Below are 24,237 nucleotides of genomic sequence, written 5' to 3'. Positions count from 1 at the left end.
TATTATGAAGATCTTGAACAACATTATCACTCGAGGCTCCAGCATGAATAAGATGCTGTTAGTGGTGGCTATGCTACTGCTGTGTCTCGGTGTGGCTGTTGTTTATACGGCTTCTGCTGCGCAGGCCAAGGCTATGGGCTTTGGTGCTGAATATTACATGATGGCACATTTGAAGAAGGCTATTCCCTGCTTTATTATCATGCTTGGAATTTCCAGGTTGGATTATGGCGTATGGAAGGTCCTGGGTCGTGTCGTTTTTGTGGCGTTTTTTGTGCTTTCTGTTTTGGCCCTGGTGAAGGGTGGTGGCGTCAAGGGTGCTAACCGTTGGATTTTCGGTATCCAGCCTTCTGAATTCATGAAGCTTGGCCTTTTGATCTGGATTAGCGCAAAGCTTTCTGAAGCAGGGGATAACATTAAGTCTGTTGCCTGCACCATTGTCCAACCTGCAATTCCTTATGGTCTTTGCGCTATGGTTTTGGTTCTGCAGCCAAACTTCTCCATGTTGATCATGATTTCTGCCATTGTGTTTACGGTCATGATGATTGCAGGTGCTAACCTGAAGTATCTGGCAGGAATTCTTGGTGCTGTGATTCCTCTGGGAATCTTGAAGCTTTTGTTCTCCACTCACTCTAGAGCTCGAATTATGGCATTCTTTGCTGACGAAGGCCAGATGGTTGCTTCTAATTATCAGGGGGATCATGCTTTGCAGGCTCTTGGTAACGGTGGCCTGTTTGGGACGGGCTATGGTATGGGACTTCAGAAGCTTGGCTATTTGCCGGAAGCTCACAAGGATGTGGTCTATGCAGTGATTGGAGAAGAAATTGGCTTTGTAGGAACCTTCGCTGTTTTGATGGCTTTTGCAATTCTCTTCTCTCAGGGATTCAAGATTGCCCAGAATGCTTCTACTCGTTTCGGTAGGTATTTGGCTCTGGCTTTGACCTTGTCTCTGTTCTTCAACTTTGTGGTCCACGTTTGTGTTTGCGTTGGCCTGATTCCTACCACGGGTCAGCCCTTGCCGTTCCTGAGCTTTGGTGGAACGAACCTGGGCTATTCCTGTGTAGCCGTTGGAATTTTGCTGAACATTTCCCGTGCCAATTCTGGTAGGAAGATTAACGAACCTTATATGAGTGGTTCCTCGCTGGATAGTAGCGTGTTTAGAAACTTTGGTTTTTCAAGGAGTGGCGTATGAAAAAGTTCCTCTTCGTTTGTGGCGGTACCGGTGGCCATATTTTCCCGGCAGTAGCTATTGCCAATAGCCTGAAGAAGATGGGCGTTACCGATATTACTTTTGCCGGCCGTAAGGGCTCCATGGAAGAACGCCTGGTGGCAAAGGATTGGCCCTATGAATACATTTCCGCTGTGCCTCTGCATCGCGGCCCGTTCCTGAAGAATCTCGCTCTGCCTTTTAACTTGACCAAGGCTCTGGTCCGTGCCAAGAGCGTTGTGAAGAAGGTGAAGCCTGATGTAGTTGTTGCTACTGGCGGCTACGTTTCCCTTCCCATTGTCCTTGCCGCAGGTTCCATGGGTATTCCCGTGTATCTGCAGGAACAGAATGCTGTTGCAGGTGTTGCCAACAAGGTTGGCTCTCGCTATGCAAAGACCATCTTTGTAACTTCTGACGATGCTGCCAAGGCTTTCCCTGCAGAAAAGTGCATGGTTTTTGGAAACCCTGTCCGTGAATTGCCTACTGAAGATTCTCTGCCTCGTCCTATGGAATTTAGGGAAGGTAAGAAGGCTGTGTTCATTGTGGGTGGTTCCCAGGGTGCTGTAGGCATCAACAATAAGATTGAGGAAAGCATCAAGACTATCGCTGCCCGTGACGATGTTTCCGTTGTCTGGCAGGTGGGTGTAAAGAATGTGGAAACCATCAACAACCGCGTGGGCAACGTGAACAATGTTGCAGTTCGTGGCTTCCTGGATGGCATTTACTCCTATATGAAGCATGCTGACTTGATCATCAGCCGTGCAGGTGCTTCCGCTCTCGCTGAAATTCTTGCTTTTGGCAAGCCCTCTATCCTGCTTCCGTTCCCTCACGCAACTGCTAACCACCAGGAACACAACGCCCGTGTTGTGGAAAAGGCTGGTGCTGCTCTTGTGGAATTGGACGCAGATGAAAATCACCTGTGGGAAAAGGTGGAACGCCTTCTTGCTGATGAAGATGGCCTGAAGAAGATGGCTGCTGCAGCAAAATCTCTCGGTATGCCTGATGCTGCCGATCAGATTGCAAAGGTAATCCTCTCTAAGGAGAATGCATAATGCAGATTAATGATTGCAAGCGCGTACGTCGCCTCCATTTCGTCGGTATCGGCGGTGCAGGCATGTCCGGTATTGCAGAAGTCCTTCATGCCAATGGCTTTGTGGTCAGCGGCTCCGACATGAGTGAAAGTGCTGTCGTCGATTACCTGAGAAATCTGGGTATCCGCGTGGATCCCAAGCACGACGCCAAGAATGTGGAAGACGCCGACCTGGTTGTCTATTCCTCTGCTGTTCCCCACGATAATCCGGAACTGGTTGAAGCTCGTAATCGTCGTATTCCCGTCATCAAGCGTGCAGAAATGTTGGGCGAATTGATGCGTATGAAGTACACCTTGTCTATTGCCGGTACCCACGGCAAGACTACCACCACTTCCATTGTGGGCCAGATCTGGGAAGAAGCCGGTCTTGATCCCACCATTATTGTGGGTGGCGTGGTGAAGGGTCACGGCAGTGGCGCCAAAGTGGGTAAGGGCAACTACCTCATTGCCGAATCTGACGAATTTGACCGTAGCTTCCTTTCCATGATGCCTTCTTCTGCCATCATTACTAATATTGATGCAGACCATCTGGATACCTACGAAAATATTGAAGACATTAAGGATGCTTTCGTACAGTTTGCAAACAAGATCCCGTTCTACGGTCAGATTATTCTGTGCCTGGACGATCCCAATGCTCAGCAGATCCTGATGCGCCTGAAGAAGCCGGTAATTACTTATGGCTTTACTCGTCAGGCGAAGTATCGCGTGGATAACCTGCGTTTTGAAAAGGGCTTCCCCGTATTTGAAATTTTGAATGATGGCAACAGCCTGGGCGAATTCCGCCTGCAGATTCCTGGCCGTCATAACGTGCTGAACGCAACTGCAGCAGTAGCCCTGGCTATTGAAGAAGGTATCAATGCTGACGTTGCCCGTAAGGCTGTGGCAGGATTCGAAGGCGTGAAGCGTCGCTTTGAATTTATTGGCGAAAAGAATGGCGTCATGGTCTTTGATGATTATGCTCATCACCCGACCGAAGCAACCGCAACCTTGCTGGGTTTCCGCGATGCCTTCCCGGACAAGCGCATTATTGTCGCTTTCCAGCCGCACCTTTTTACTCGTACCCGCGATCAGCACGAAGCATTCGGTAGCGCTTTCGCTAATTGTGACGTCCTGCTTGCAACCGACATTTACCCTGCCCGCGAAAAGCCTATTGAAGGTGTAACTGGTGCTCTTGTTTCCGACAGCGCAACCGCTCGCGGCCATCGCGATGCTCGTTTCATTGGCGACCAGATGAACTTGCTGCCTATCCTGAAGAAGGAACTGCGCGAAGGTGATGTGGTGGTCCTGATGGGTGCCGGTAGCATTTACAAACTTGGCGAAACCATTCTGAAGGAATGCATCTAGGATATTGGAGTTAAACGTTGACTGAACACAAGACGACATTTCTCGGCCGCAGAATCGGCGTGAATGAACAGCTGCGCAAGCAGGCTCGTAGCCAGAAGATTAAATCTGGTGTTGCGGCCGCATGCCGCTGGTTTGCTCGCCGTGGCTGGATTGTCTGTGTTGTGGTTGCTGCTCTTTGCGTGGCGGCATATCAGCAGCGCTTTGAACTTCAGAGATTCAATCCGCTGGAATTCCGCCACTTGCAATATGTGGATATTGAAGGCAACCGCATGCTTTCCTGGGAAGACGTGGTCCAGAACGCTCAAATCGAAACGGGCATGCTGATGGGTGACGTAGACGAAGATTCTGTCCGTCAGGCCCTGCTTCGCTTGCCGCTGATTCACGATGCGATCGTTACCAAGACTTTCCCGTCTACCTTGAACATCAAGCTAACGGAAACCTCTCCGGTGTTCTCCGTGTTTGACGGTACAAGCGTAGTTGGTTATTCCGAAAAGGGCTTGCCCATGTCCATTGCAAGAGCTTCTGCCATGAGACTTCCCATTTTCGATCACGAAAATTTGGACAAGGTTAAGGACGTTGCCGCTTTCCTCACCACGATGCGTCAGATGAATAGCGGTTTGTACGAAAAGGTTTCTCAGGTGGGTTGGTCTGAAAAGGATCACGCATTTGAAGTTTTCTTCAAGGACGCAGGTTATCATGTTCTGTTTTCCGCAAAGAGCTGGACAGAAGATGTTTTTGCCCTCTATGAGTCTTTGGGAAAGGGGTTTAGTAAGGATTTAAGATGCGCTGGCGAAGTCGATATGAGGTTCCCGGGCTTCGCATATGTAAGGAATTATGAAAAGAGGTGTCTCAATGGATGATCAACAGCCCATAAAGAAAGACGATTACATCTTTGGTCTCGATATCGGAGCATCCAAGGTCAATCTGTTCGTTGGCATTTCCGGTGGTGAAACCGTCCGTGTTATTGAATGCGGCGATTTTCCGCTGGCAAATCCCGATGAGTTTGACTCTGTAGTGGAAAAGCTGCAACAGGCTATTCACATGCTGGAATCTTCAGCACGCATTGATGTGCATGATGTGTATGTGGGTATCGCAGGTAAGCATGTCCAACCGTATAACTACAAGGGCCTCATCACGCTTCCCACCGGTGAAGTTCGTGAAGAAGATATCATTAACGTGCAGAAACAGGCTAGTACACTTCCCGCCTCTGCCGGTGAAATCATCCATGTGTTCCCGGGTGAATATACTCTGGACGATGAAGAGCATATTCGCAATCCCAAGGGCCGTTCCGGTCGCCGCCTGGGTGTAGACGTTCAGTTGGTCACCTCTCGACAGAACGCTATGCAGAACCTGGCAAAGTGCGTGAACCGTGCTGGTCTCAATGTGCTTGGCTTTGTGCTGGAACCTCTTGCAGCCGCATGCGCAGTCCTTACTGAAGATGAACGCGAACTTGGCGTTGCCCTGGTTGATATTGGTGCAGGCTCTGCAGATATCGCTGTTTTCGTCAACGATTCCGTCCGCTATACCGCATCTCTGGACCTGGCTGGTAATGTAATCACCAGTGACATTAGCAAGTGCCTTCCGGTACCTATTTCTCTGTCCAAGGCAGAAGAAATCAAGAAGAAATATGGTACCTGCCATTTGAACAATCTTATTGAAGATGAAACATTCCCGGTTCCTGCTGTTGGTGGCCGTGGGGATGTTCCTTGCTCCAAGCAACTTCTCGCTCGCGTGATTACCGCACGCGTTCAGGAAATTTTCCAGCTGTTGGCTAAGGATCTTAAGAAGCATCAGATGGATTCCATCATCAATGGTGGTGTGGTCCTGACTGGTGGCTGCTGCAACCTGGATGGCATTGATCTGGTTGCCTCCAAGGAGTTCGGAAAGCCTGTCCGTATCGGTCGCCCCAAGGGCATGACCGGCATTCAGGAAGCTTTCCAGAATCCTTCCTATGCAACAGGTATTGGCTTGCTTCATTATGCAAACAAGCAGCATCGCGAAAAGAAGGGTAAGGATACAGGCGCTCAGATCGCAGTTTCCATGAAGAAGGGCTTCAACCGCTTCAAGGAATTCCTGAAGACCTACTTCTAATCGCAAACAAGAATTTTAACAACTAACCTAAACACTCAAAATCAGGGAGATTATAACATGAGTGAATTCGAAAAGATCAACTTTGAGGCACAGTCCCGCATCATGGGAGACGATTCCTCTACTCGTAACGCAAAGGTCAAGGTATTCGGCGTAGGTGGTGCCGGTGGTAACACTGTGAACCGCATGAAGCAGATGAATATTGATGGCGTTGAATACTATGCTGTCAACACTGACGCTATGGCTCTTGACCTGAGCCTGGCTGATCACAAGATTGTGATTGGCGAAAAGACCACTAAGGGTCTCGGCGCAGGCATGGATCCGGAAAAGGCTAGCAAGGCTGTTGAAGAAAATATTGAAGAACTGAAGGAAGCTATGAAGGGCGCCGACATGGTGTTCGTCACCGCCGGTATGGGTGGTGGTACCGGTACTGGTGCAGCTCCTATCGTTGCTAACGTTGCTCGCGAAATGGGCATCCTGACCGTTGCTGTGGTCACCAAGCCGTTCCGTTTTGAAGGTAACGCTCGTTCCTCCATCGCTCAGGCCGGCATCAAGGCTCTCCGCGAATGCGTTGACACCATCATCGTCGTGGAAAACAAGAAGCTCCTGACTTTGCTCCAGAGCTCCAACCAGAAGGCTACCATGGAAGAAGCCTTCAAGATGGCTGATGAAATCCTGGGCAACGCTGTTCAGAGCATCTGCGGCATTATGTTCCACCATGGCCTGGTTCACGTTGACTTTGCTGATATTCGTAAGGTCATGCTCAAGGGCGGTAGCGCTCTTATGGGTACTGGCTGCGCTCAGGGTGAAAAGCGCGGTATTGCCGCTGCTGACCTGGCTCTTGCATCTCCGCTTCTGGAAGACATCAACATCGAAGGCGCTTCTGGCGTTCTCATCAATGTTGCTCACGGTGAAAACTACTCCTTGCTGGAACATAGCGACGCTATGGAACACATCTATGAAAAGGTGGGTGAAGAAGGTAATCCGAACATTATCATTGGCGATATCACTGTTCCGGAACTGGGTGACAAGGTTTGCATCACTATTATCGCAACTGGTTGCGGTGGCACTGCTAACAACCAGCCCGCAGCTCCCGTATTTACCACTGCACAGACCATGCAGATGACTGGCTTTGCTCCGAACCCGGTTTTCGGCAACTCTCAGCCCACCGTCGCTGTTCCCGCTGCAGCACCCGCTGTACAGCAGGCAACTCCGCGTCCGACCGCAGTGAACTTTTTCGCTGAAGCAATGACTACCGCAGCTCCCGCAGAAGCTCCTGTTGCTCCGGCTCCCGTAGCATCCGTAGCCCCGGCTGCTCCTGTTGCTGCACCGGCTGCTGCACCTGCCCCTGAAATGTTTGCCCGCCGTATGGCTCCTGCCGCAGTTGCTGCACAGACCATGGCTAACGTTGCTCCGGCTGTTGCTTCTGCATACGCAGCTCCGGCATTTGATGCTACCGCTACTGCAGTTATGGAAGAAGAAGTCACGAGCCGTATGCCCGAAACTTCCGAGATTTCTGCAGTTGCTGATGACGATGTCATGAATGGTGGCCGTGCAGGTCTGGATACTCCGGCTTTCACTCGCAACTATGGTTCCGTTGAACGTCAGCAGGTTGTTGAAGAATCTATCAAGGATAGCACCCAGGATTATTCTATCCCGGCTTACTTACGCACAAACCAAAACGACGCTATCCCGGTTTACTTCCGCGCAAACCCTAACGACAACTTCTAATCAGGAGATTGATGGGCCGTCAGGCAAAGCATTCTGCTACAAGTTTCTTGTAGCGGGCTATGCCTGGTGCACCCCGACGAAACACACACACACAAGAGCATGCGAGTGCATGCTCAACACAACACAAGGAACTGCCTGGGTCTCCCTGCCTGGGCAGTTCTTTTATATACCGTTCGTGCAGTACGTCTGATGAAGAACCTACGATTTGCACTCACTCTCGTCGCCACGGCTGATTAAGATCAGCCGCTTGCTCCTCACGATTACCGTTCGTGCGGTATCATTTTTACTACATTCAGAATATGAAGTTTTTGTCTGGACGTAATTTTTCAATACTTGCGCTTGGAATTTCTGCTGCGTATGCCGTAGATATTGTTCCGCCTGCGATTCTTGTGGACCGCTCGGTAACGGTTCCGCAGTGGCGCACATCCTTGTGGCAGGATTCATCCGCTTATAAGGGCTACGTTCAAGTTGGTACGGACTTCAATTTTGGCTTTAATGGAGGACCAACCGCTTCCTATTTTGCTGCGGATACATCCGACTGGTTTGGCGGTAATTGGCGTGGCTTGCAGATTCCCCTGGAAACTGGCCGTAATTACGAGGATCGTATTGAACCGTTCTTCACCCTAAGTTTCCGCGCGGGTTACAAGAATTTCCATTTCCTGATGGAATTACCCTTGCGTAAGGATCTGGAAGCCTGGTATCAAAGTGGTACGAAAACCAATTTGACATACAAGCCTAGCGAATTGGACATCAATGTTCCTTATAACGCCTATGCCCGCTGGAACAATCCTGTCGGTTATGTGCAAATCGGTCGTTTTGATGCCGATGTGAAAACGTCTCCCAACGATGTGTTCATCGGGGGCATTCCTTACCATGACGGAATCCACTGGAAGTTTAATCCGGGAATCTTCCGCTATGATTTCTTGCTCAGTTCCTTGAACGCCTGGCTTTATGGGGATGTGATCGATCACTCTACGGGTTGTCCTCCTTATGGAACGGAAGCCTACGCGCAGAAGTGCACTGAACCGGATAAGCAAGTTTCGAATCAGCGAAATCGTACTTACACCGAAAATGTGAAAAATCTTGTATTCCATCGCTTCGGCGTGGAAATGAAACATTTCTGGGCCTATCTGGTAGAAACCAGTATGGTAGGGGGCAAATCCCTGGAATTCAGGTCCATGAATCCTTTCATGTACTGGCACGATAATTATGCTACGGGTTATACCTCGGCGGCCACATCCATCGAAGTTGGCTTTAAGCCTGTTCAGGGCGGCAAGTTCTATGGCCAGATGAATATGGAAGATCTGAACAGCCCAGTGGGGGAGGATGATGACAAGGGGACTTCCCGTTCCATCATCAATTATCTGGTGGGATACTATCAGGAAATTCCTACTCTGAAGTACGGAAAGTTTACGACTCGTTTTGATGTGGTTTTGACAGATCCAGCGTCCAATAATAGCCGCCTTCCGCTGGTGAAATATACCGGACGTAAGCTTTATCGCAGTAACTATCGCGAACAGAACGATCCGGATTACGCCGACGCATACTTCGTGGATTATCCTGTTGGTTACCGTCGCGGTCCTGACGCTCTGGATATGTGGCTGGATGTGAACTGGACCCTTAAGAATCGTTCCGTAGACTTGTCCCTCGCCTGGCTCCGTCAGGGGGATAAGGAACTGTATGGAGATTATGACTCCGCTTTGGAAGCGACTCACTCTACATCCGGTGTAGAAGAGGCTCAATACGTTTTCGATGTGCTCTACCGCGAGAAGGTTAAGTCCTGGTTTGAGTACTACGTAGGGGGCGGATTCCGCATTTATGAAAATCTAGACCATATTGTAGGAGAGGATGGTGCTGATGGCTGGGTTCGTGCCGGCGTCAAGTTCCTCTTCAACCCCGTGGATTACAGGTTTTAGGAGCAAAAAGCTAGAGGTTAAGGGATAGAAATGCGAAAAGGGTTCCTTTTTTTAATTTCTAGGTTCTAGTTTCTAATCTCTAAAAAGCTATCTTTGAGATACTTTCAAGGAGTTTTTTATGGCTGAAATCGGTACCCCGCTTAGCTCTAGTGCAACTAAGGTTCTCTTCTGCGGTGCAGGTGAACTGGGTAAGGAAGTCATCATCGAAATGATGCGTCTCGGCGTGGAAGTAATCGCCGTGGACCGTTATGCAAATGCCCCGGGCATGCAGGTGGCTCACCGCTCTCATGTGATCAACATGTTGGACGGTGCAGAACTGCGCCGCGTCATCGAGCTGGAAAAGCCCGACTACATCGTTCCCGAAGTGGAAGCTATCGCTACCGATACTCTGGTCCAGATGGAATCCGAAGGCTACACCGTGATTCCTACCGCCAAGGCAACCAAGCTGACCATGAACCGCGAAGGTATCCGCCGTCTCGCTGCTGAAGAACTTGGCATCAAGACCAGCCCCTACAAGTTTGCCGACAACTTCGAGGACTTCAAGGCTGCAGTCAAGGAAATCGGTATTCCTTGCGTCATCAAGCCCGTCATGAGCTCCTCCGGCCACGGCCAGAGTGTCATCAAGACTGAAGCCGACATCGAAAATTCCTGGAATATTTCCCAGAACGAAGGCCGCACCGGCAAGGCTAGCCGTGTGATTATCGAAGGTTTCGTCCCCTTTGATTACGAAATTACTTTGCTCACTGTCCGCCATGTTGCAGGTACCGCATTCCTGGAACCCATCGGTCACCATCAGGTGGGCGGCGACTATCAGGAATCCTGGCAGCCCCAGCCCATGAAGCCGGAACTTCTGGAACAGGCAAAGGTCATCGCCAAGAAGGTCACCGATGCTCTGGGCGGTCGCGGCATCTTCGGTGTTGAACTGTTCGTCTGCAAGGATGAAGTCTTGTTCAGCGAAGTGAGCCCCAGACCTCACGACACCGGTATGGTGACCTTGATCTCTCAGGACCTTTCCGAATTTGCCCTCCACGCACGCGCCATTCTGGGCCTGCCCATTCCCAACATTGCTTTCCACGGCCCCAGCGCAAGTAAGGCAATCGTCTGCGACGGCAACTCCACCCAGGTGAAGTTCAGCGGCCTGGAAGAAGTTCTGGCAGAACCGGATACCGGCCTCCGCCTCTTCGGTAAGCCGGAACTGAAGGGCCACCGCCGCATGGGAGTTCTCCTTGCTCGCCGCAATACTGTGGAAGAAGCCAAGGACGCTGTCATGGCCATGCGCGAAAAGGTGAAAGTAAGCCTGTAATGAAAAGGATGCTGCGCATCCTCTAAAAAGAAAAAGATCCTAAAGCTTAGCTTTGAGGACCTTTTTCTTTTGTGTAAGAACGAAGGAATTTCCTTCGGGACTTATTAATCCCCGTTACTTTCGTAGAAGGCTTCCAATTCCTTATGGCAGTTGATGAAAGGTGTCTTGAGGGCGGGATCAAATTGGCTGCCCATGGCACTGGTGATGATGTCGAAGGCTTCTGCGTAGGACATCTTTTCTTTGTAGCAACGACGGCTGACTAGAGCGTCATATACATCGGCCACAGCCATAATACGGGCTTCCAGCGGAATTTCATTTCCCTTAAGATGAGCCGGGTAGCCGGTGCCGTCCCAGCGTTCGTGATGGTAATGAGCGACGTTCCTTGCAATGTTGACCAACTGCTCGGATTCCACATCCTTCAGCAGGTTTTCCACAATGGTGGCGCCCTTTTCGGAGTGGGTCTTCATCACTTCAAATTCATTTACGTCAAATTTGCCGGGCTTACGCAGGATAGAATCTTCCACGGCGATCTTTCCCAGGTCGTGCATGGGGGCGGCCTTGATGACTGCGTTGAAGAAAGCGTTCATGGATGTGTAGGATCCGCTCTTCTTCATTTCGTTAATCAGAATCTTTACCACCTGGCTTGTACGGCGGATGTGGCCGCCTGTAGTGCTGTCGCGACTTTCCACCATGTTGGCCATGCCAACGATCATCTGTTCCTGGATGTTCTGGATGTGTTCGTCCTTCGTCTGGACGTCGTTGGCAAGTTCGCTGTTGTACTTGTCCAGAAGCTTGATGTAACGTTGCATCTTGGTGTCATCTTCGATGCGGAACATGTAGCCACATACCTTTTCACCATGGTGCATATTCCTCAGGACAACCTTGTAATATTTTTTGCCGTACTGGAAACAGTCCACTAGGCAAAGTTCCTGGGGGGAGAACTTCTTGATGAGGCGAAGAAGGATGTTGCCCAGGTCGTTGGTTTCCTGGATCTTGGTGTCAACGCGGAAAGTTCTCAGAGTGGGGAAATGATGGAGGGCGATGTCATTACAACCGATGTAGCAAAGGTCGTTGGTCACGGACAGGTAGACGTTTTCGTTCTGGAATTCCAGGGTGTCGCGGATGATGCCTTCAATATCGTACTTACCTACTCGGTGGGAAATGGTAATCATTACGTATTCCACGATGAGGTAAATGGCAGGCATGAGCAGCATGTCGCATTTCAGTTCGCGGAATACGAAGAACGCTCCGATGCTTACGACGCCAATAACCGCAAGTCCCATGAGGTTCTTGTAGGATACGTTCAATTCCTTGACCAACGTATATACAAGAACGCAAATGCCGGAGGACAGGTACAGACCTAGCATGATGTTGAACAGAATGTGGGCGGGACCAAAAACCGGTTCAAAGTCTGTGACGCCGTTCTTGTAAACCAGCGTCGCGCTCTTATAGAAGATGTCGCTCCAGCCGGTGGTCAAGGCGAAACCAAAGACAATGGAACTGAACAGGAAAAGTCCTATACGGAGCCGCTTGGTAATGCGGATGTTGCAGAGGGTAAGTTCGCCCAGGAAGAACAGGAGCGGCACGTATACGGCGCCTACGTAGGCGATCTTATTTGCCAGTAAGGCTTCTTCGAGGTTTGTGGAAAGTGCCAGGCATAGATGACCAAAAATTTGGATGGTCATCACATGGAACATGGTCGTATAGTAAGACGTTGTTCTCTTGGAATTGACGTATGTCAAAATACAGATGTTGATTACTGACAACACCAGGGCCGCAATCATGTAATAAATGACCATAAATCCTCATCCCCGCTAAAATAAAACTGGAATAATCGTTGAAAATGTAAAAATGTTGGAGAAATTGAGAGAAGGGTATATCCCAATTAGCACACGATTTTACCTAAGGCGATAATAGCGGCTGTTCGTGCGCGGAGTCGGGTAGGACCTAATTTCATGAGATGTACCTGACCGCCCTTGAAATCTTTAATGGCCTGGATTTCTGCCGGAGAAAAGCCTCCTTCCGGACCTACCAGTAGGGTGGTGGGATTGGCTAACTTTTCGGGAGACGGCGCCTGTTCGCCATCCATATCGCAAAGGACTAGGTCTCCTGCATAATCTTTCAGCCATTCCTTGAATTCTACGGGACCTTCGATTTTTGTCATCCAGGGCTTCTTGGATTGCTTAAGGCTTACGAGACTCTTTAGCTCAGCGCGTCGAACGGTTTTCTTCAAGTCGGAGTTCTTTGGCTCCTGGGAGTAGTCGGTACGCAAGAATACAATGCTGTCAATTTCTGTCTGTGCCGCATGAAAAACCACTTCCTCCAGGGCATCGTCCTTGAGGCAGGCGATTCCTAGGGAAACCTTAGGGCGATCGCTTCCGGCTGTTTCGACGCAATCTACCTGGACTTCGCAACCACGGGCATCTGCTTTCACGATGGTGGCATCAGCATAATGTCCTAGTCCGTCAGAAAGTTGCAGCACATCGCCGACTGCAGCACGACATACTCGCACAGCGTGGGTACTTTCGTTTTCGTCCAGTGTGATGATGCCCTCGGTAATGAGCGGGCAATAGAAGCGGCTATCAGGTGTTTTCATAAACTGCAAGATAGAAACTTGAACCTAGAGACTAGAAACTAGAAATTAGAAATTAGGGATGTTCCCTAGCCCTTGGAATCAATGATCTCATCTTTCTCCATAAACCTCTAGCGTCGAAGCCGCGACCTCATACCTCAAGCGAGCGTCGCGAGTGAGCTGTCGGCCTCAAGAGATCGGTCTTTTCTTTAGTCTCTAGAACCTGGTCTCTAGTCTCTTTTTTATATTTAGCACATGACTTGTAAGCCGGTAAAAGCTGTTGTATTTGACTTGGATGGTACCTTGTACCTGAGTGGACGTCCCTATCCCAAGGCGGTGAAGACTGTCAATAATGTGGCCAAGCATGTTCCCGTCTACTATCTGAGTAACAACACCAGTAAGTCTCCGGTCTTCTATGAGAACCGCCTGAAGGTGATGGGGCTCCCCTTAAGGGACGATGCGATTATTTCCGCCCTGTATCTTTCCTTGAATGCGATTCATGAAGAAGGCATCAAGAACGTGTACTTCTTTGCCAATCCCGAAGTGACGGAATGGTTTGCTGCCCAGGATCCCACCCTGAATCTGCGCCCGAGCGTAGAAGATACGGAACTGGTCCTGATTGCCTACCACAATAGCTTTGACTACCGCGAACTTTGTGAACTGTCCTTCCGCGTCCAGCGTAAGATTCCTTTCTGGGTGACCCACACGGATTTTGTCTGCCCCGATGCCAATGGCCCTGTGCCCGACATTGGAAGCTTTATGGCCTTGCTGAAGACCGCTTACGGCGTAGAACCGGAACGAAGCTTTGGTAAGCCCAATCCTGCCATGTTGTCGGAACTTCTGAAAAAGTACGACCCTGAAGAAATCCTGTTCGTTGGGGATCGCCTCTATACGGACTTCGAGCTGGCAAGGCGTAGTGGCTGCCGTTTTGTGTTGCCCCTTTGTGGCGAAACCAAGATGGCTGACTTGGAAAAGCTTGACGTGAAACCCGAAATCGTGGTGGACATGGTGAGCGATATTGATTTTGATGGGTTTATCGAGGGCCGCATTTAATGCGTCTTGTATTTATTGTATTGGCGTTTTGTGCGTCCCTGTTTGCGGCCAATTTGACGGTAGCAGTTTCTCTGCAACCTTACTCCAGTGTGGTAAAGGAAATTGGCGGTGACCAGGTGGATGTGGTGGCGATGCTTCCTCCTGGGGCGGACCCTCATACCTTTGAACCGAAGCCCGCTTCCCTCAAGGAATTTGCAAAGGCTTCTGTTTACTTCAGTGATGGTTCCGGCATGGATGCTGCCTGGCTTCCGCGATTCAAGGGCGTGAACAAGAACGTCAATGTAATTTCTCTTTCCAAGGGAATTGCCTGGATAGAAGAGGATGAACACCATCATGAAGGTGGTGAAGAACATCATCACCATGGGGATGACGATGATCTGGATCCCCACCTGTGGACATCTCCCATGCAGATGATGCAGGTGGCGGAAAATGTTTGCGAGGCTCTCATGAGTCTGGACGCAGACCACAAGGTTCTTTACCGCAAGCGAGCCAACGACTTGATCTTTCGCCTGAAAAAGTTGGACGTGGAACTCCGTCAGACCATTAACAAACTTCCTGCCAATAGCCGCACCTTTATTGTCTTCCATCCGGCCTATGGCTATTTCGCCCGTGATTACGGCATGAAACAGCTGACCGTAGAAGTAGCTGGCAAGGAACCGAAGCCTCGCGACCTGGCAAACCTGATTAAGACGGGTAAGGCCAACAACGTTCATATCGTGTTTGTCCAGCCCCAGTTTAGCAAGCGGGCTGCCGCTACCCTCGCCAAGGAACTGGATGCAAGAATCCTGGATACGGATCCGCTGTCCTATGATTACGAAGGCAATATCCGGGCACTCCTAAAATCCATCGGTCAATAGGAATATTATGAACGCAATCGAAGTCTCCAATTTGTCTTTTGCCTACGGCAATTCCAGAATCCTCGACAAGGTAAATCTTGAAATCGAGGAACATGACTTCGTTGCCATTATCGGCCCCAATGGAGGCGGCAAGTCTACTCTCATGAAACTGATTGTGGGACTTCTCAATCCCTCCGAAGGTGAGGTCAAACTCTTCGGCGAAAAAGTTCCCACCAAGAAAATTGCAGTGGGCTATGTCCCCCAGAATACCAGTCGCAATCTGGAATTTCCCATTACTGTAGGGGAGTGCGTCGCCCTTGGAAAAATCGGCCTCAAGGCGAAGTCCACCGAAGTTGCCGCCGCACTCTCCAAGGTCCATCTGGATGGTTTCCAGGATCGCCGTATGGGTGAGTTAAGTGGTGGCGAACGCCAGCGCGTTCTTATTGCACGCTCCCTGGTCTGCAATCCCCGCATCCTGTTTCTGGATGAACCCAGCAACAACATTGACGCCGCCGGCCAGGAAAATCTCTATAACCTGCTGGAAGAATTCAGCAAGACTATGACCATCGTCATTGTCACTCATGACCTGATGGCTCTTTCCCATAAGGTGAAGAGTGTGGTCTGTGTCAACCGAAGCGTCCACTATCATGAAGGCTCGGGCTTAACCCAGCAGATGATTACGGATACTTATGGCTGCGACGTGGATCTGATTGCTCATGGCATTCCTCATCGCGTTTTAGGAAGTCATGATCATTCACACGGGGGATGCTGTGAAGGTCATCATCACCATCATCACCATCATCACTAAAAGTTTTTATTGGGATCAGATATGAAGAAGATTACAAAATGGTTTACTTTAGCCCTGGCGGCCTGTGGCGCCTTCGTGGGCTGTGGCGATAACGGCGGCTCTCCTAGCTATAACATGGAAGACTCTTTCGATATCGTTCTTTCCAAGTCCAGCTATGTTTACAAGTCCAAGGATTCCCTACTCATTGTGAAACCTTCGGTCTGTAAGGAAGTGAAGGAAGGCGGACTTAGATATTTGCAGTGGAAGAAGGAATCCTCCAATCCGGATACCCTGTTTGCCTATCGAGAAAAGTCCAGGGCCTACATCCGCGACGAAGATGACGAGGATGAAAAGGTCTACACTTACAGTGGTTCTTCGTTCCCCAACGGAAATTGGACTCGGGTGGACGATGCTCGTAATTCAATCCATAACGCACTGGTATTCTCTTCCGGCGTGATGAAGGAAACTTTCCAGTATGATGGCGCCTGCTTCATGAAGTCCTTCTATACCCAGATGTTTGACAAGAATAAGTCTCTTGAATCTGCGGAAAAGGCCATTAGCAAGTTCTATGAAATGTTCAGGGATGACGATGATGACGAAATCGAGGAGAATGATATCGTTGAAGATATGCGCGTTCCTGATTGCGATGAACTGAGCATGAAGAATGGCGAGGTGACCATCCGTGTGAATACGCTCAAGGCTTCTAGCGGAAAGATTACTTTGAACTATCGCGGTGAAACGTGCCTGATCAAGTTTAACCTGCGCTACGCCAATAAGGAAAGCGACTGCAAGGCGGCCTACGATGAGTACAAGCTGAACCGTAATACGGACAAGGACTTCAATTTTGAAGATTACGACCGCACCTTGGATTATAGTTACAACTGCATTGCCGATCTGGTGAAAAAACTCAAGAAGGATGAGGCGAACGTCAACAGTGTGGCCTCCTCTGCGGTGGATGTAATTCTTTCCGGCCTTAGATAAAACGCAAAAAGCCCCCGTCCAAACAAGACGGGGGCTTTTTTGTTTCTTTAGGAGGAGAGTATCAGATGAATATCATGATATAGCGGCCGAATTGGCCGCTTTTTTTAGCGGAGGTCAGCGACGCAACGGACGTAAAGGCCCTTAGTGCGGCTTTCGTCGGTGCGGTTGATGCTATGGGCTTCGCTACGGAATTCCCAGGAACGTCCAGTGTCCTTCTGTACGGAGGATGCGGACCAGTAGTGACCGGAGGTATTGCTTTCGCAGTAACCGCCCCATTCCTTGCAGCCACCCTGACCCAGGTTTTTCCAGTCTACCTTAGACTGGTCCTTCTGGAAATCGCGCCATTCACCATCATCGGGGAGGTGCCAGCCTGCGGGGCATGCCTGCTTGGCTTCGTTATGGCTATAGAAACGACCATACTTCTTGCAGTATTCTTCGCTTTCCATCAGGCACTGATTGGGATTGGAAATGCTGAATGCAAGATTCTTCTTCATCCAGGCCTTTTCGCCACGGATTTCGATGGAATACTTCTTGCCATCGCGGGAATCGGTAAGGATCTTACCGTCTGCGGAAATATTCTTTTGCTGGAGGATTCGGCTGAAGATTTCTTCTTCGGACAGAACTTCGCTATCCTTGTCGAGTTTCACGTCGTGAGACTTGACCATGTGGGTCTTGGCCTTGTGGGGCTTGACCATGTGCTTTGCACCCATCTTGGGACCTGCAGCGAATGCAGAAGTGCAGAGTGCAGCAGCGACGAGAATACTCATTAATCTATGCATAACAGCCATCCTTAATTCCATAAAAGCGCACCTTGTGAGCTCCGTTAATTCTTTGCTCTGCGCTTACACTAATGAATATATACCGGATTATTTCAAGTTGGATGTTACAAAAAGTTTTCAAAGGGAAAACGTGATCCCTGCCATAGAGGGACCCACCCAGAAAGAGAACTTTTCGTTCCGTTTTTTATGCATAAATAAAATGCCGTAGCTTATGGCAGTTCCAATAGCGGCTCCTGCCAGGACATCGCTGGGATAATGCTTTCCTGCTGCAATTCTGAGAGTTCCTTCCAGGCCAGCCAAGGAGAAGGCTAAAGCCCGTACAACGCCCGTATTTGCTGAGTTCGGGTGGGTTTGGGCGAACCATTCGGAAGTGAAAACCGCTACCGTAAATGCTGCTGAAGCGTGCCCTGAAAAGAAACTTCCGTAGGCTTCTGCCTTGGCGTTTTCTGCAGCTTTTTTCCCCTTTTCGTTCTGAGAAAACACGTACGGTCTTGGCCATAATTCAAAGGATCTGAAGGCCAAGTTTATTCCAGATTGGAATAGTGCGGCTTGGACTAGCATGAGCGAAAAAGTGCCGAATTCTTCCCAGTCGGAATCCTTGGTGTATACCGCAATTCCGCCGATTGCCAGGGGGGCTACTGCAAAAATGGTCCCGACGTCGCTTGCAAAATCTGCTGATTCGCTGTATCGGCCTGCAAATCTTCTGTCCCAGGGCAAAAGGTTCTTCTGGTCCATGGGATGTTGAGGTATTTCCATCCTGCTATAAAGATAACTGCCAAACCCGCTGGTGATCAAGGCCATGGCCGTTACGGGAATGTCATTGGAAAGGCTAAGACGGTACTCCTCTCGGGCTCCGGCTATCGAAAAAGCTAGAGTGAGCAGGGGGAGGATGAGCCTTATCTTCATAATGGCCTAAGCTAAAAAAATTATATTGTTTTCAAAAAGACCCAAGGGTGTTTTTATGGCGAAATTGAATAATAACCGTGAGCCCATTGTCCCTAATATGGATTTGTTCGGGGCCATTTCCGATGAAATGCGCCTAAAGATCCTGTTGCTTCTGGACCAGGCTGAGTTTACGGTGAATGAAATCAAGGACATTCTGGATATCCACCAGAGTAATGCCAGTCGCCATTTGGCAAAACTTTCTTCCTGCAATCTGCTGAAGGACCGTCGTGACGGTATCAAGGCTTATTATCGCCTGAGTGAGGATCTTTATTTAAGTGACCGCATGCTGTCCATGATCCGTGAGGCTTATGAGGAACTGCCGGATAAGGATGTGCTGAAATGCCGCGCCGCCCAGGTCCTGGAAGACCGTAGTGACAAGACGAAAGGATTGATTCATAAACTGGATCAGGCTGGTGGTAGCCTTAAGGCCCAGGTTAGTCTTTTCAGCAAGTTGATGGTCCAGTTTGACAATGCGGTGGATGTGGGTTGCGGTGAAGGGGGTGACCTTTCACTGATGCTTTCCAGTCGCTGCAAGCATGTCACTTCCCTGGATTGCGATCCTAAGGTGGTCAGTGGCCTGCAACAGATCCTGAAGCAGAAGGGTATCCAGAATGTTCAGCCCAAGATGGCGGACATGGTGAATACGGGACTTCCGGACGATTTTGCGGATCTGGTGTTGATGAGCCAGGTGCTTCATCACGCTATGGATCCTCGCCTGGCCTTGAAGGAAGCGGTCCGCATTTTAAAACCGGGTGGAACTTTGGCCCTGCTGGACCTGGCTCAGCATAAGGAAGAATCCTTCCGCACGACTCATGGCCACATTTGGCTTGGCTTTGACCGTTCCCAGCTGGAATTTTTTGTGCAGGAACTGAACTGTGATATTGTGGAAAGTGAAATTATCCCCAGTGAAAACGAAGTGGATAAGAAACTTCCTGTTATCTGCATGATTCTGACTAAGAATGGGTAAAATCCTTCTAGTTTGTAAGCATTATTGCTAGATTTCTCTGCATGAGAATTTTTGAAAAGAAGCCCACCTTTTTTGTGGCCATTGCGGTCATTTTCTTTGCGATCTTGCTGGTAGTATTCCGCGACTTCGCATTTGACTCTAACCAGTTGATGCTGAATTCCGACCAGCTGAACGGTATCGGTAGCCGAATCCTTCGTGCTGAAAGTGCCCTGGTGACGGAATGGGACGATAGCCGTCTTGGTGGTGTTCCTACCATCGACGCCTTGTTCGCCGATGTTTACCATCCGCTGGTATGGACTCAGTTTGTGATGGACCCGGCTCGTGCAGTGGGCTTCAAGTTCATTTTGACCCTGTGGGTTGCCTTCATGAGTGCCTTTGCTCTGGGCTGGCACCTGACCAAGAATAAGTGGTGGGGCGCTCTCCTGGGCCTTCTTTATGCCTTTGCGCCTGAGTTCTTTACCTATATCTATGGCGGACATGACGGTAAGATGATGGTATTTGCCATCGCCCCGTTGGCTCTGCTTGCCATCCGCAAGGTGGTCCGCACAGGAAGTATTCCTTACATGATTGTCCTTGCCTTGAGTGTCGCCTGGATGATTCTTGGCTCTCACTTGCAGTTGACTTATCTGTTCCTGTGGGGGGCTGGCCTTTATACTCTTTACGAAGTGGCCTTCCATTGTGATGCCTTGAAGACTCGCGGTAAGCGTCTTGGCCTCGCTGCCGTGGGCCTTGCTTTCGGTCTTGCCCTTTCCTGCTTCCAGATTGTGCCTCCCTATCTTTATACTACTACCCAGTCTGTCCGTGGTGACGATAGCCATACCAATTATGGCCATGCAGTCAGCTGGTCTCTCCACCAGGAAGAAATGGCACAGATGATTCTCCCTGGCTTTGTTGGTGTTGATGTCTACGAACAGAACGAAAAGACCAATGACCTGGAAGGCAGTTCCTTCGTCAATTTCTCCGTAGATGAATACCGCAAGATGGGCGGTGGTTCTCCTTTCTACTGGGGTCACAATAGCTTTAAGCTGGACCACAATAATGCGGGCGCTCTCCTGACTTTCCTGGGGTTCCTCTGCCTGTTCTTGCCGGGTAAGCGTCGCTATGCCGCTTTCTGGGGTGTGGGTGCAGTGGTCGCTCTCAGCTATGGTATGGGCGATCATTCTCCCTTGTTCAAGCTTTGGTACAATGTACTTCCTGGTGTCAAGAGTTTCCGTGCTCCGGGTATGGCTCTGTTCTGGCTACCGCTCTTGCTGGTCATGATGGCTGGCCCCGTACTGAAGGCTTTGACTGCAGAAAATACTGAAGTAGCGGAAGGCGAACGTTCCGCAAATGATGATCGTCGCGCACTTCTTCACGGTACGGCCATGTATGCGATCCTCCTGGTTCTTGTTCTCATTGCTCGCTTTGCATGGACCGCATTTATTGGTCCTGTAGGTCTTGTGGTCATGGTGGCCTATGCTGTGCTCTGCCTGGGTGTCATGAGTCTGGATGACCAGAAGAAGCCCTTCTCTATGGGCAACTTGATGGCCTGCTATAGTGCAAAACTTCCGGGTACCAGCCGTGTCGTCCAGACGGTTCTGCTGATTGCCGCTGCCTACATCGGCGTCATGCTCATAAGTGGCCAGAAGCTGCTGGAAGATGCGGTGACTGCTCCTTACTTTAAGCCGCTGAACGAAGCGGTCATGGAAGCCTCCGCCGGCAAGGTGGTTCCTGGTTTCATCTTGATTCTCGTAATTGTCGCTGCAACCTGGTTTGTGGTAAGGAGCAAGCTGAGTGTTCATGCGAAGGCTTTGATTCTTGCTGCTGTAGCAGGTGTTGAACTGTTCGTGATCAATGGCGTGTTTATTCAGAACGTCCCGGCTAAGGAATACCTCCAGCCGGATAACGCTGTTGTGGCCGCCTATAAGAATAACTTCAAGGCGGATTCCCTCAATACACCTCGTGTTCTTTCCCTTTCCCGCAGCAAGGCGCTGAGTGCAAACTCTTTCCCGCAGTATAATTTGCGCAATGCGGATGGCGTTCACGATAATGAACTTGCAAGCTACCGCGCTTTCCGTGGCGGACAGCAGGATGCCAACTACCTGATGAACATCAATGATCAGGATGCCGCCCATCCGTTCCTGGACTTGATGAACGTTGGTGCCATCTTCTTTGACGGTCCCCGCGGTACGACCTTCATGTGGAATCCCACTTTCATGGGCGAAGCCTACCTTTATGGCGAAGCTGTTGTCATGAATGACGATGAGGCTATTGCTACCCTGAAGGATAAGGCTGCGATCCGTAGCGAAAAGATTGCTGAACCCGAAAAGTCTGAGACGGTTGAAGTTCCCACCGATTCTGCCGCGGTTGTGGATTCCGCAAAGGTCCCAGAATCTGCTCCGGCTGAAACAAAGCCTCAGTTCGCTGATGAAGATGGCAAGTTCTTCTATCGCGAAAAGGTCATCCTGTCTGAAGCTCCCGCTAAGGATTACAAGGGCAGTGTAGCTGCAACCGGTCCTATTCAGGGAAAGGCTCGCTTGGTGGAACGCCCCAAGATGGATACCCAGGTTTTCGAGGTTGAATCGGATCGTCCTGGCTTTATGGTTGTTGCTGGTAACTATCATCCCTACTGGAAAGCTTACGTTAATGGATCAGAAGCTAAGGTCTATAAGGCATTCGGAACTCTTCGCGCTGTAGAAATTCCCCAGGGCAAGTCTCAGGTCCGTATGGAATACCGTAGTGAACCTTTCCATAAGTTGGTTTATGTTTCCTTCGCCGCTGGCGCAATTCTGATTGTACTTTGTGCTTTCGCCCTGGTTCGCCGCAAGAAGTAATCTTATACTTCCTAAATTTTAAAGGGCTCGGTGACCGAGCCCTTTTTTATACATCCATATTTTTTTGAACGTGAATGTGGCTATCTGTAAGTTGTAGTGATAAGATGATGTTAGTGCGTTTATTCAGTTAGTTTATTTAACGAATTCGTGTAAGTTGTAGCCAAGAAGAACTCGTCCACCTTCATTGTTGTATCGTTTGATTGTAACTTTTAAATCCCCGGTAGTTTGTGCGGTAAACTCCACGACTTCAAAGGGGTTTTTTGCGGAATTAGATGTATAACAACGATCATCTTGACATACTTCAAGATCTATATCTTGGGGGATGATCCCAAAATCTCTTACGTAATCTCCGCTGGATAGCCAGGCGATGGCAATGCGGTATTTGCGGCCGGAGGTGATGTGATGCTCATAAAGAACAATTTCCTCATTGATGAAATGGTCTTCGTTGTTCCCATTCCAGTATTGGGAACGGTTGTATTTATAAAGGTCGGTAAAGTAGGGATAGTAATGCCCAGCGATATTACTAACTCGTTGATTACCTTTTAAAAAAGTATTTGCGTTGTTGACTTTGCCAGAACTAGCGCTTATTAGTAGCGCTTTTACGACTTCTGGATGCCACTGATAGAATTTTTTGTATTGCAGTAAATCAGCCACCATACCTGCGGTAAGGGCTGCTGCGCCATGGGTCCAGTATACTGCGGGGTATGTAGTATATGTGCCGTATCCAACATAATTGACCATGGGATCTTCGGGGGAGAACATGTTTGTGAAATTGGCTATTTCCGGCTTGTCGATACGGGAACTAGTTATGTTTGAAATAGTTGGACGATCTATATTGTTGTGAATTAGATAGTTTGTTGTAGATGGATCTATTGCTCCTACTGTAATGACATTGAGACCTTGACTATATAGGTTTTGGTTGTCCCAAGTGTATATTTCCCCTGCGGGAGCAATTTCAATTACTCTATTATGGTAGACGTAATTGTCTATGTCGTGTTTTGCATTAGAATAGTTGTTTACGTCATTGTTTGTGAGATAGGGGATTCCTATGTAGATTGGCGTTTGGGCTGTGTTGGGGGCTTCGGGGAAGTAGTTTGGTGTTGAATAAATTTGTGCTTTTGGGGCGACGTTTTTTACAGCTCGTGCAACTTCGTTTGCTTGATGAAATTCTAATAAATTATGTCCTGATATTTTATTTTCGCAACCCCAATTGGAACAACTTTTGGCATGATTATAGTTTATTGGAATGTTTGGTACAATTTCTTCTGCTACATGCTCTGGATATCCAATATGGATGCCGATGTTACGACCTTGGTAGCCGGTCGTCAAGGCCCGTCTCCATACAGAGTCTTTTTTTAAAACACTTTCATATGTAAGAAATATTTCTGCAGAAATAGATTGAGCTTCTTTTGCATCTCCCAATAAACTCGGAGGGAGTTCATGCTTTATCTTTAACGAATTGGCTCCAATGTTATTTCCCATGGTGAAGTTGATTGTGTACGAGCCTTTATCGCCTGTAGGTTTAGAACCTACATAGTTATTTCTGGCTGGATCTTTTTTTTCAATTTCTTCAATTTTTTGGAAATAGAGGGTTGAACTTATAACATTTTTGTCTAGTATGTAAGTGGTTTGGTTATTTTCATGTGCGAACCTTCCACTTACCGTATGAATTTTTTCTTCATTATAGGGATATGAACTTGTGACTTTTAAAAGAAGTGGTTTGTTTTTTTTGAGGCGAATTTAAGTCGCCAAGTAAATTTGTTTAACTTGCCTAGAAATATACTCTAATGGGGTGAGAAATCCAAGTCGTTTTCTCGGCCGATTGTTC

Annotated in this window: 19 protein-coding genes; 14 read left to right on the top strand and 5 right to left on the bottom strand. The window is 49.1% G+C overall.

The annotated features are described in order from the left end of the window. Positions 1-4: 4 nt before the first annotated feature. The 8 genes from BGX12_RS03070 (at position 5) to purT (ending at position 10,676) form a co-directional block, all read left to right on the top strand. The gene (locus tag BGX12_RS03070; protein WP_233246226.1) at positions 5-1,189 is read left to right on the top strand and encodes a putative peptidoglycan glycosyltransferase FtsW; all 1,185 of its coding nucleotides are present in this window, start codon (positions 5-7) and stop codon (positions 1,187-1,189) included. Further along, positions 1,186-2,256: an undecaprenyldiphospho-muramoylpentapeptide beta-N-acetylglucosaminyltransferase gene (murG, locus tag BGX12_RS03065; RefSeq protein ID WP_109734621.1), complete on the top strand. Its 1,071-nt coding sequence runs from the start codon at positions 1,186-1,188 to the stop codon at positions 2,254-2,256. Before BGX12_RS03070 ends, murG begins: the two co-directional genes overlap by 4 nt. Next, positions 2,256-3,638, top strand: coding sequence for a UDP-N-acetylmuramate--L-alanine ligase (gene murC / locus BGX12_RS03060; RefSeq protein ID WP_109734620.1), 1,383 nt, complete (start codon positions 2,256-2,258; stop codon positions 3,636-3,638). Before murG ends, murC begins: the two co-directional genes overlap by 1 nt. Before the next feature lie 17 nt (positions 3,639-3,655). Next, entirely contained in the window at positions 3,656-4,498 is an 843-nt protein-coding gene (locus tag BGX12_RS03055) for a cell division protein FtsQ/DivIB (RefSeq protein WP_109734619.1), read from the top strand. Beyond that, a complete protein-coding gene (gene ftsA, locus BGX12_RS03050) occupies positions 4,491-5,729 on the top strand; it encodes a cell division protein FtsA (RefSeq protein WP_109734618.1) in 1,239 nt (412 codons plus the stop codon). The genes BGX12_RS03055 and ftsA overlap by 8 nt, the downstream gene beginning before the upstream one ends. Positions 5,730-5,786: 57 nt before the next feature. Then, a complete protein-coding gene (gene ftsZ / locus BGX12_RS03045) occupies positions 5,787-7,457 on the top strand; it encodes a cell division protein FtsZ (protein WP_109734617.1) in 1,671 nt (556 codons plus the stop codon). Positions 7,458-7,756: 299 nt separating this feature from the next. Then, a complete protein-coding gene (locus BGX12_RS03040) occupies positions 7,757-9,373 on the top strand; it encodes a hypothetical protein (RefSeq protein ID WP_233246225.1) in 1,617 nt (538 codons plus the stop codon). A 118-nt stretch (positions 9,374-9,491) separates the two neighbouring features. Then, positions 9,492-10,676 carry a formate-dependent phosphoribosylglycinamide formyltransferase gene (gene purT / locus BGX12_RS03035; protein ID WP_109734616.1) on the top strand — a complete coding sequence of 395 codons (1,185 nt, stop codon included), beginning with the start codon at positions 9,492-9,494 and terminating at the stop codon, positions 10,674-10,676. Positions 10,677-10,780: 104 nt separating this feature from the next. Here purT and BGX12_RS03030 read toward each other — a convergent pair whose 3' ends face one another. Beyond that, the gene (locus BGX12_RS03030) at positions 10,781-12,475 is read right to left on the bottom strand and encodes an HD domain-containing phosphohydrolase (RefSeq protein ID WP_109734615.1); all 1,695 of its coding nucleotides are present in this window, start codon (positions 12,473-12,475) and stop codon (positions 10,781-10,783) included. A gap of 86 nt (positions 12,476-12,561) precedes the next feature. Further along, complete coding sequence (locus tag BGX12_RS03025) at positions 12,562-13,272, bottom strand: 16S rRNA (uracil(1498)-N(3))-methyltransferase (protein WP_109734614.1); 711 nt, start codon at positions 13,270-13,272, stop codon at positions 12,562-12,564. 231 nt (positions 13,273-13,503) lie between these two features. Here BGX12_RS03025 and BGX12_RS03020 point away from each other — a divergent pair, with 231 nt between their 5' ends. Genes BGX12_RS03020 through BGX12_RS03005 form a run of 4 tightly spaced genes read left to right on the top strand, consistent with a single transcriptional unit; the run spans position 13,504 to position 16,905 of the window. Further along, complete coding sequence (locus BGX12_RS03020; protein ID WP_109734613.1) at positions 13,504-14,301, top strand: HAD-IIA family hydrolase; 798 nt, start codon at positions 13,504-13,506, stop codon at positions 14,299-14,301. Continuing rightward, a complete protein-coding gene (locus tag BGX12_RS03015; RefSeq protein ID WP_109734612.1) occupies positions 14,301-15,158 on the top strand; it encodes a metal ABC transporter solute-binding protein, Zn/Mn family in 858 nt (285 codons plus the stop codon). The genes BGX12_RS03020 and BGX12_RS03015 overlap by 1 nt, the downstream gene beginning before the upstream one ends. 7 nt (positions 15,159-15,165) lie before the next feature. After that, positions 15,166-15,945, top strand: a complete 780-nt coding sequence (locus tag BGX12_RS03010; RefSeq protein WP_109734611.1) for a metal ABC transporter ATP-binding protein — start codon at positions 15,166-15,168, stop codon at positions 15,943-15,945. Positions 15,946-15,966: 21 nt separating this feature from the next. After that, positions 15,967-16,905: a hypothetical protein gene (locus tag BGX12_RS03005; protein ID WP_109734610.1), complete on the top strand. Its 939-nt coding sequence runs from the start codon at positions 15,967-15,969 to the stop codon at positions 16,903-16,905. Between the two features lie 104 nt (positions 16,906-17,009). Here BGX12_RS03005 and BGX12_RS03000 read toward each other — a convergent pair whose 3' ends face one another. Beyond that, entirely contained in the window at positions 17,010-17,684 is a 675-nt protein-coding gene (locus BGX12_RS03000; protein ID WP_158278150.1) for an FISUMP domain-containing protein, read from the bottom strand. A 117-nt stretch (positions 17,685-17,801) separates the two neighbouring features. Further along, positions 17,802-18,590, bottom strand: a complete 789-nt coding sequence (locus BGX12_RS02995; RefSeq protein WP_109734608.1) for a phosphatase PAP2 family protein — start codon at positions 18,588-18,590, stop codon at positions 17,802-17,804. Positions 18,591-18,645: 55 nt separating this feature from the next. Here BGX12_RS02995 and BGX12_RS02990 point away from each other — a divergent pair, with 55 nt between their 5' ends. Next, the gene (locus BGX12_RS02990; RefSeq protein WP_233246224.1) at positions 18,646-19,596 is read left to right on the top strand and encodes a metalloregulator ArsR/SmtB family transcription factor; all 951 of its coding nucleotides are present in this window, start codon (positions 18,646-18,648) and stop codon (positions 19,594-19,596) included. 41 nt (positions 19,597-19,637) lie between these two features. Then, complete coding sequence (locus BGX12_RS02985) at positions 19,638-22,409, top strand: hypothetical protein (RefSeq protein WP_233246223.1); 2,772 nt, start codon at positions 19,638-19,640, stop codon at positions 22,407-22,409. Between the two features lie 132 nt (positions 22,410-22,541). Here BGX12_RS02985 and BGX12_RS02980 read toward each other — a convergent pair whose 3' ends face one another. Continuing rightward, positions 22,542-23,891: a hypothetical protein gene (locus tag BGX12_RS02980; protein WP_109734606.1), complete on the bottom strand. Its 1,350-nt coding sequence runs from the start codon at positions 23,889-23,891 to the stop codon at positions 22,542-22,544. Positions 23,892-24,237 lie beyond the last annotated feature (346 nt).

The sequence above is a fragment of the Fibrobacter sp. UWR4 genome, from assembly GCF_003149045.1.
Lineage (GTDB): Bacteria > Fibrobacterota > Fibrobacteria > Fibrobacterales > Fibrobacteraceae > Fibrobacter.
The sequence above is the reverse complement of the archived record's forward strand: the minus strand, read 5'-3'. Positions and strand labels throughout refer to the sequence as shown.

Excerpts from the sequence above, each read along its gene's own strand:
- BGX12_RS03000 (WP_158278150.1), bottom strand. The coding sequence starts at position 17,684 with ATGCATAGATTAATGAGTATTCTCGTCGCTGCTGCACTCTGCACTTCT.
- murG (WP_109734621.1), top strand. The coding sequence starts at position 1,186 with ATGAAAAAGTTCCTCTTCGTTTGTGGCGGTACCGGTGGCCATATTTTC.
- BGX12_RS03020 (WP_109734613.1), top strand. The coding sequence starts at position 13,504 with ATGACTTGTAAGCCGGTAAAAGCTGTTGTATTTGACTTGGATGGTACC.
- BGX12_RS03010 (WP_109734611.1), top strand. The coding sequence starts at position 15,166 with ATGAACGCAATCGAAGTCTCCAATTTGTCTTTTGCCTACGGCAATTCC.
- BGX12_RS02980 (WP_109734606.1), bottom strand. The coding sequence starts at position 23,891 with ATGGGAAATAACATTGGAGCCAATTCGTTAAAGATAAAGCATGAACTC.
- BGX12_RS02995 (WP_109734608.1), bottom strand. The coding sequence starts at position 18,590 with ATGAAGATAAGGCTCATCCTCCCCCTGCTCACTCTAGCTTTTTCGATA.
- BGX12_RS02990 (WP_233246224.1), top strand. The coding sequence starts at position 18,646 with ATGGCGAAATTGAATAATAACCGTGAGCCCATTGTCCCTAATATGGAT.
- BGX12_RS03005 (WP_109734610.1), top strand. The coding sequence starts at position 15,967 with ATGAAGAAGATTACAAAATGGTTTACTTTAGCCCTGGCGGCCTGTGGC.
- BGX12_RS03025 (WP_109734614.1), bottom strand. The coding sequence starts at position 13,272 with ATGAAAACACCTGATAGCCGCTTCTATTGCCCGCTCATTACCGAGGGC.
- ftsA (WP_109734618.1), top strand. The coding sequence starts at position 4,491 with ATGGATGATCAACAGCCCATAAAGAAAGACGATTACATCTTTGGTCTC.
- BGX12_RS03030 (WP_109734615.1), bottom strand. The coding sequence starts at position 12,475 with ATGGTCATTTATTACATGATTGCGGCCCTGGTGTTGTCAGTAATCAAC.
- purT (WP_109734616.1), top strand. The coding sequence starts at position 9,492 with ATGGCTGAAATCGGTACCCCGCTTAGCTCTAGTGCAACTAAGGTTCTC.
- BGX12_RS03070 (WP_233246226.1), top strand. The coding sequence starts at position 5 with ATGAAGATCTTGAACAACATTATCACTCGAGGCTCCAGCATGAATAAG.
- ftsZ (WP_109734617.1), top strand. The coding sequence starts at position 5,787 with ATGAGTGAATTCGAAAAGATCAACTTTGAGGCACAGTCCCGCATCATG.
- murC (WP_109734620.1), top strand. The coding sequence starts at position 2,256 with ATGCAGATTAATGATTGCAAGCGCGTACGTCGCCTCCATTTCGTCGGT.
- BGX12_RS02985 (WP_233246223.1), top strand. The coding sequence starts at position 19,638 with ATGAGAATTTTTGAAAAGAAGCCCACCTTTTTTGTGGCCATTGCGGTC.
- BGX12_RS03040 (WP_233246225.1), top strand. The coding sequence starts at position 7,757 with ATGAAGTTTTTGTCTGGACGTAATTTTTCAATACTTGCGCTTGGAATT.
- BGX12_RS03015 (WP_109734612.1), top strand. The coding sequence starts at position 14,301 with ATGCGTCTTGTATTTATTGTATTGGCGTTTTGTGCGTCCCTGTTTGCG.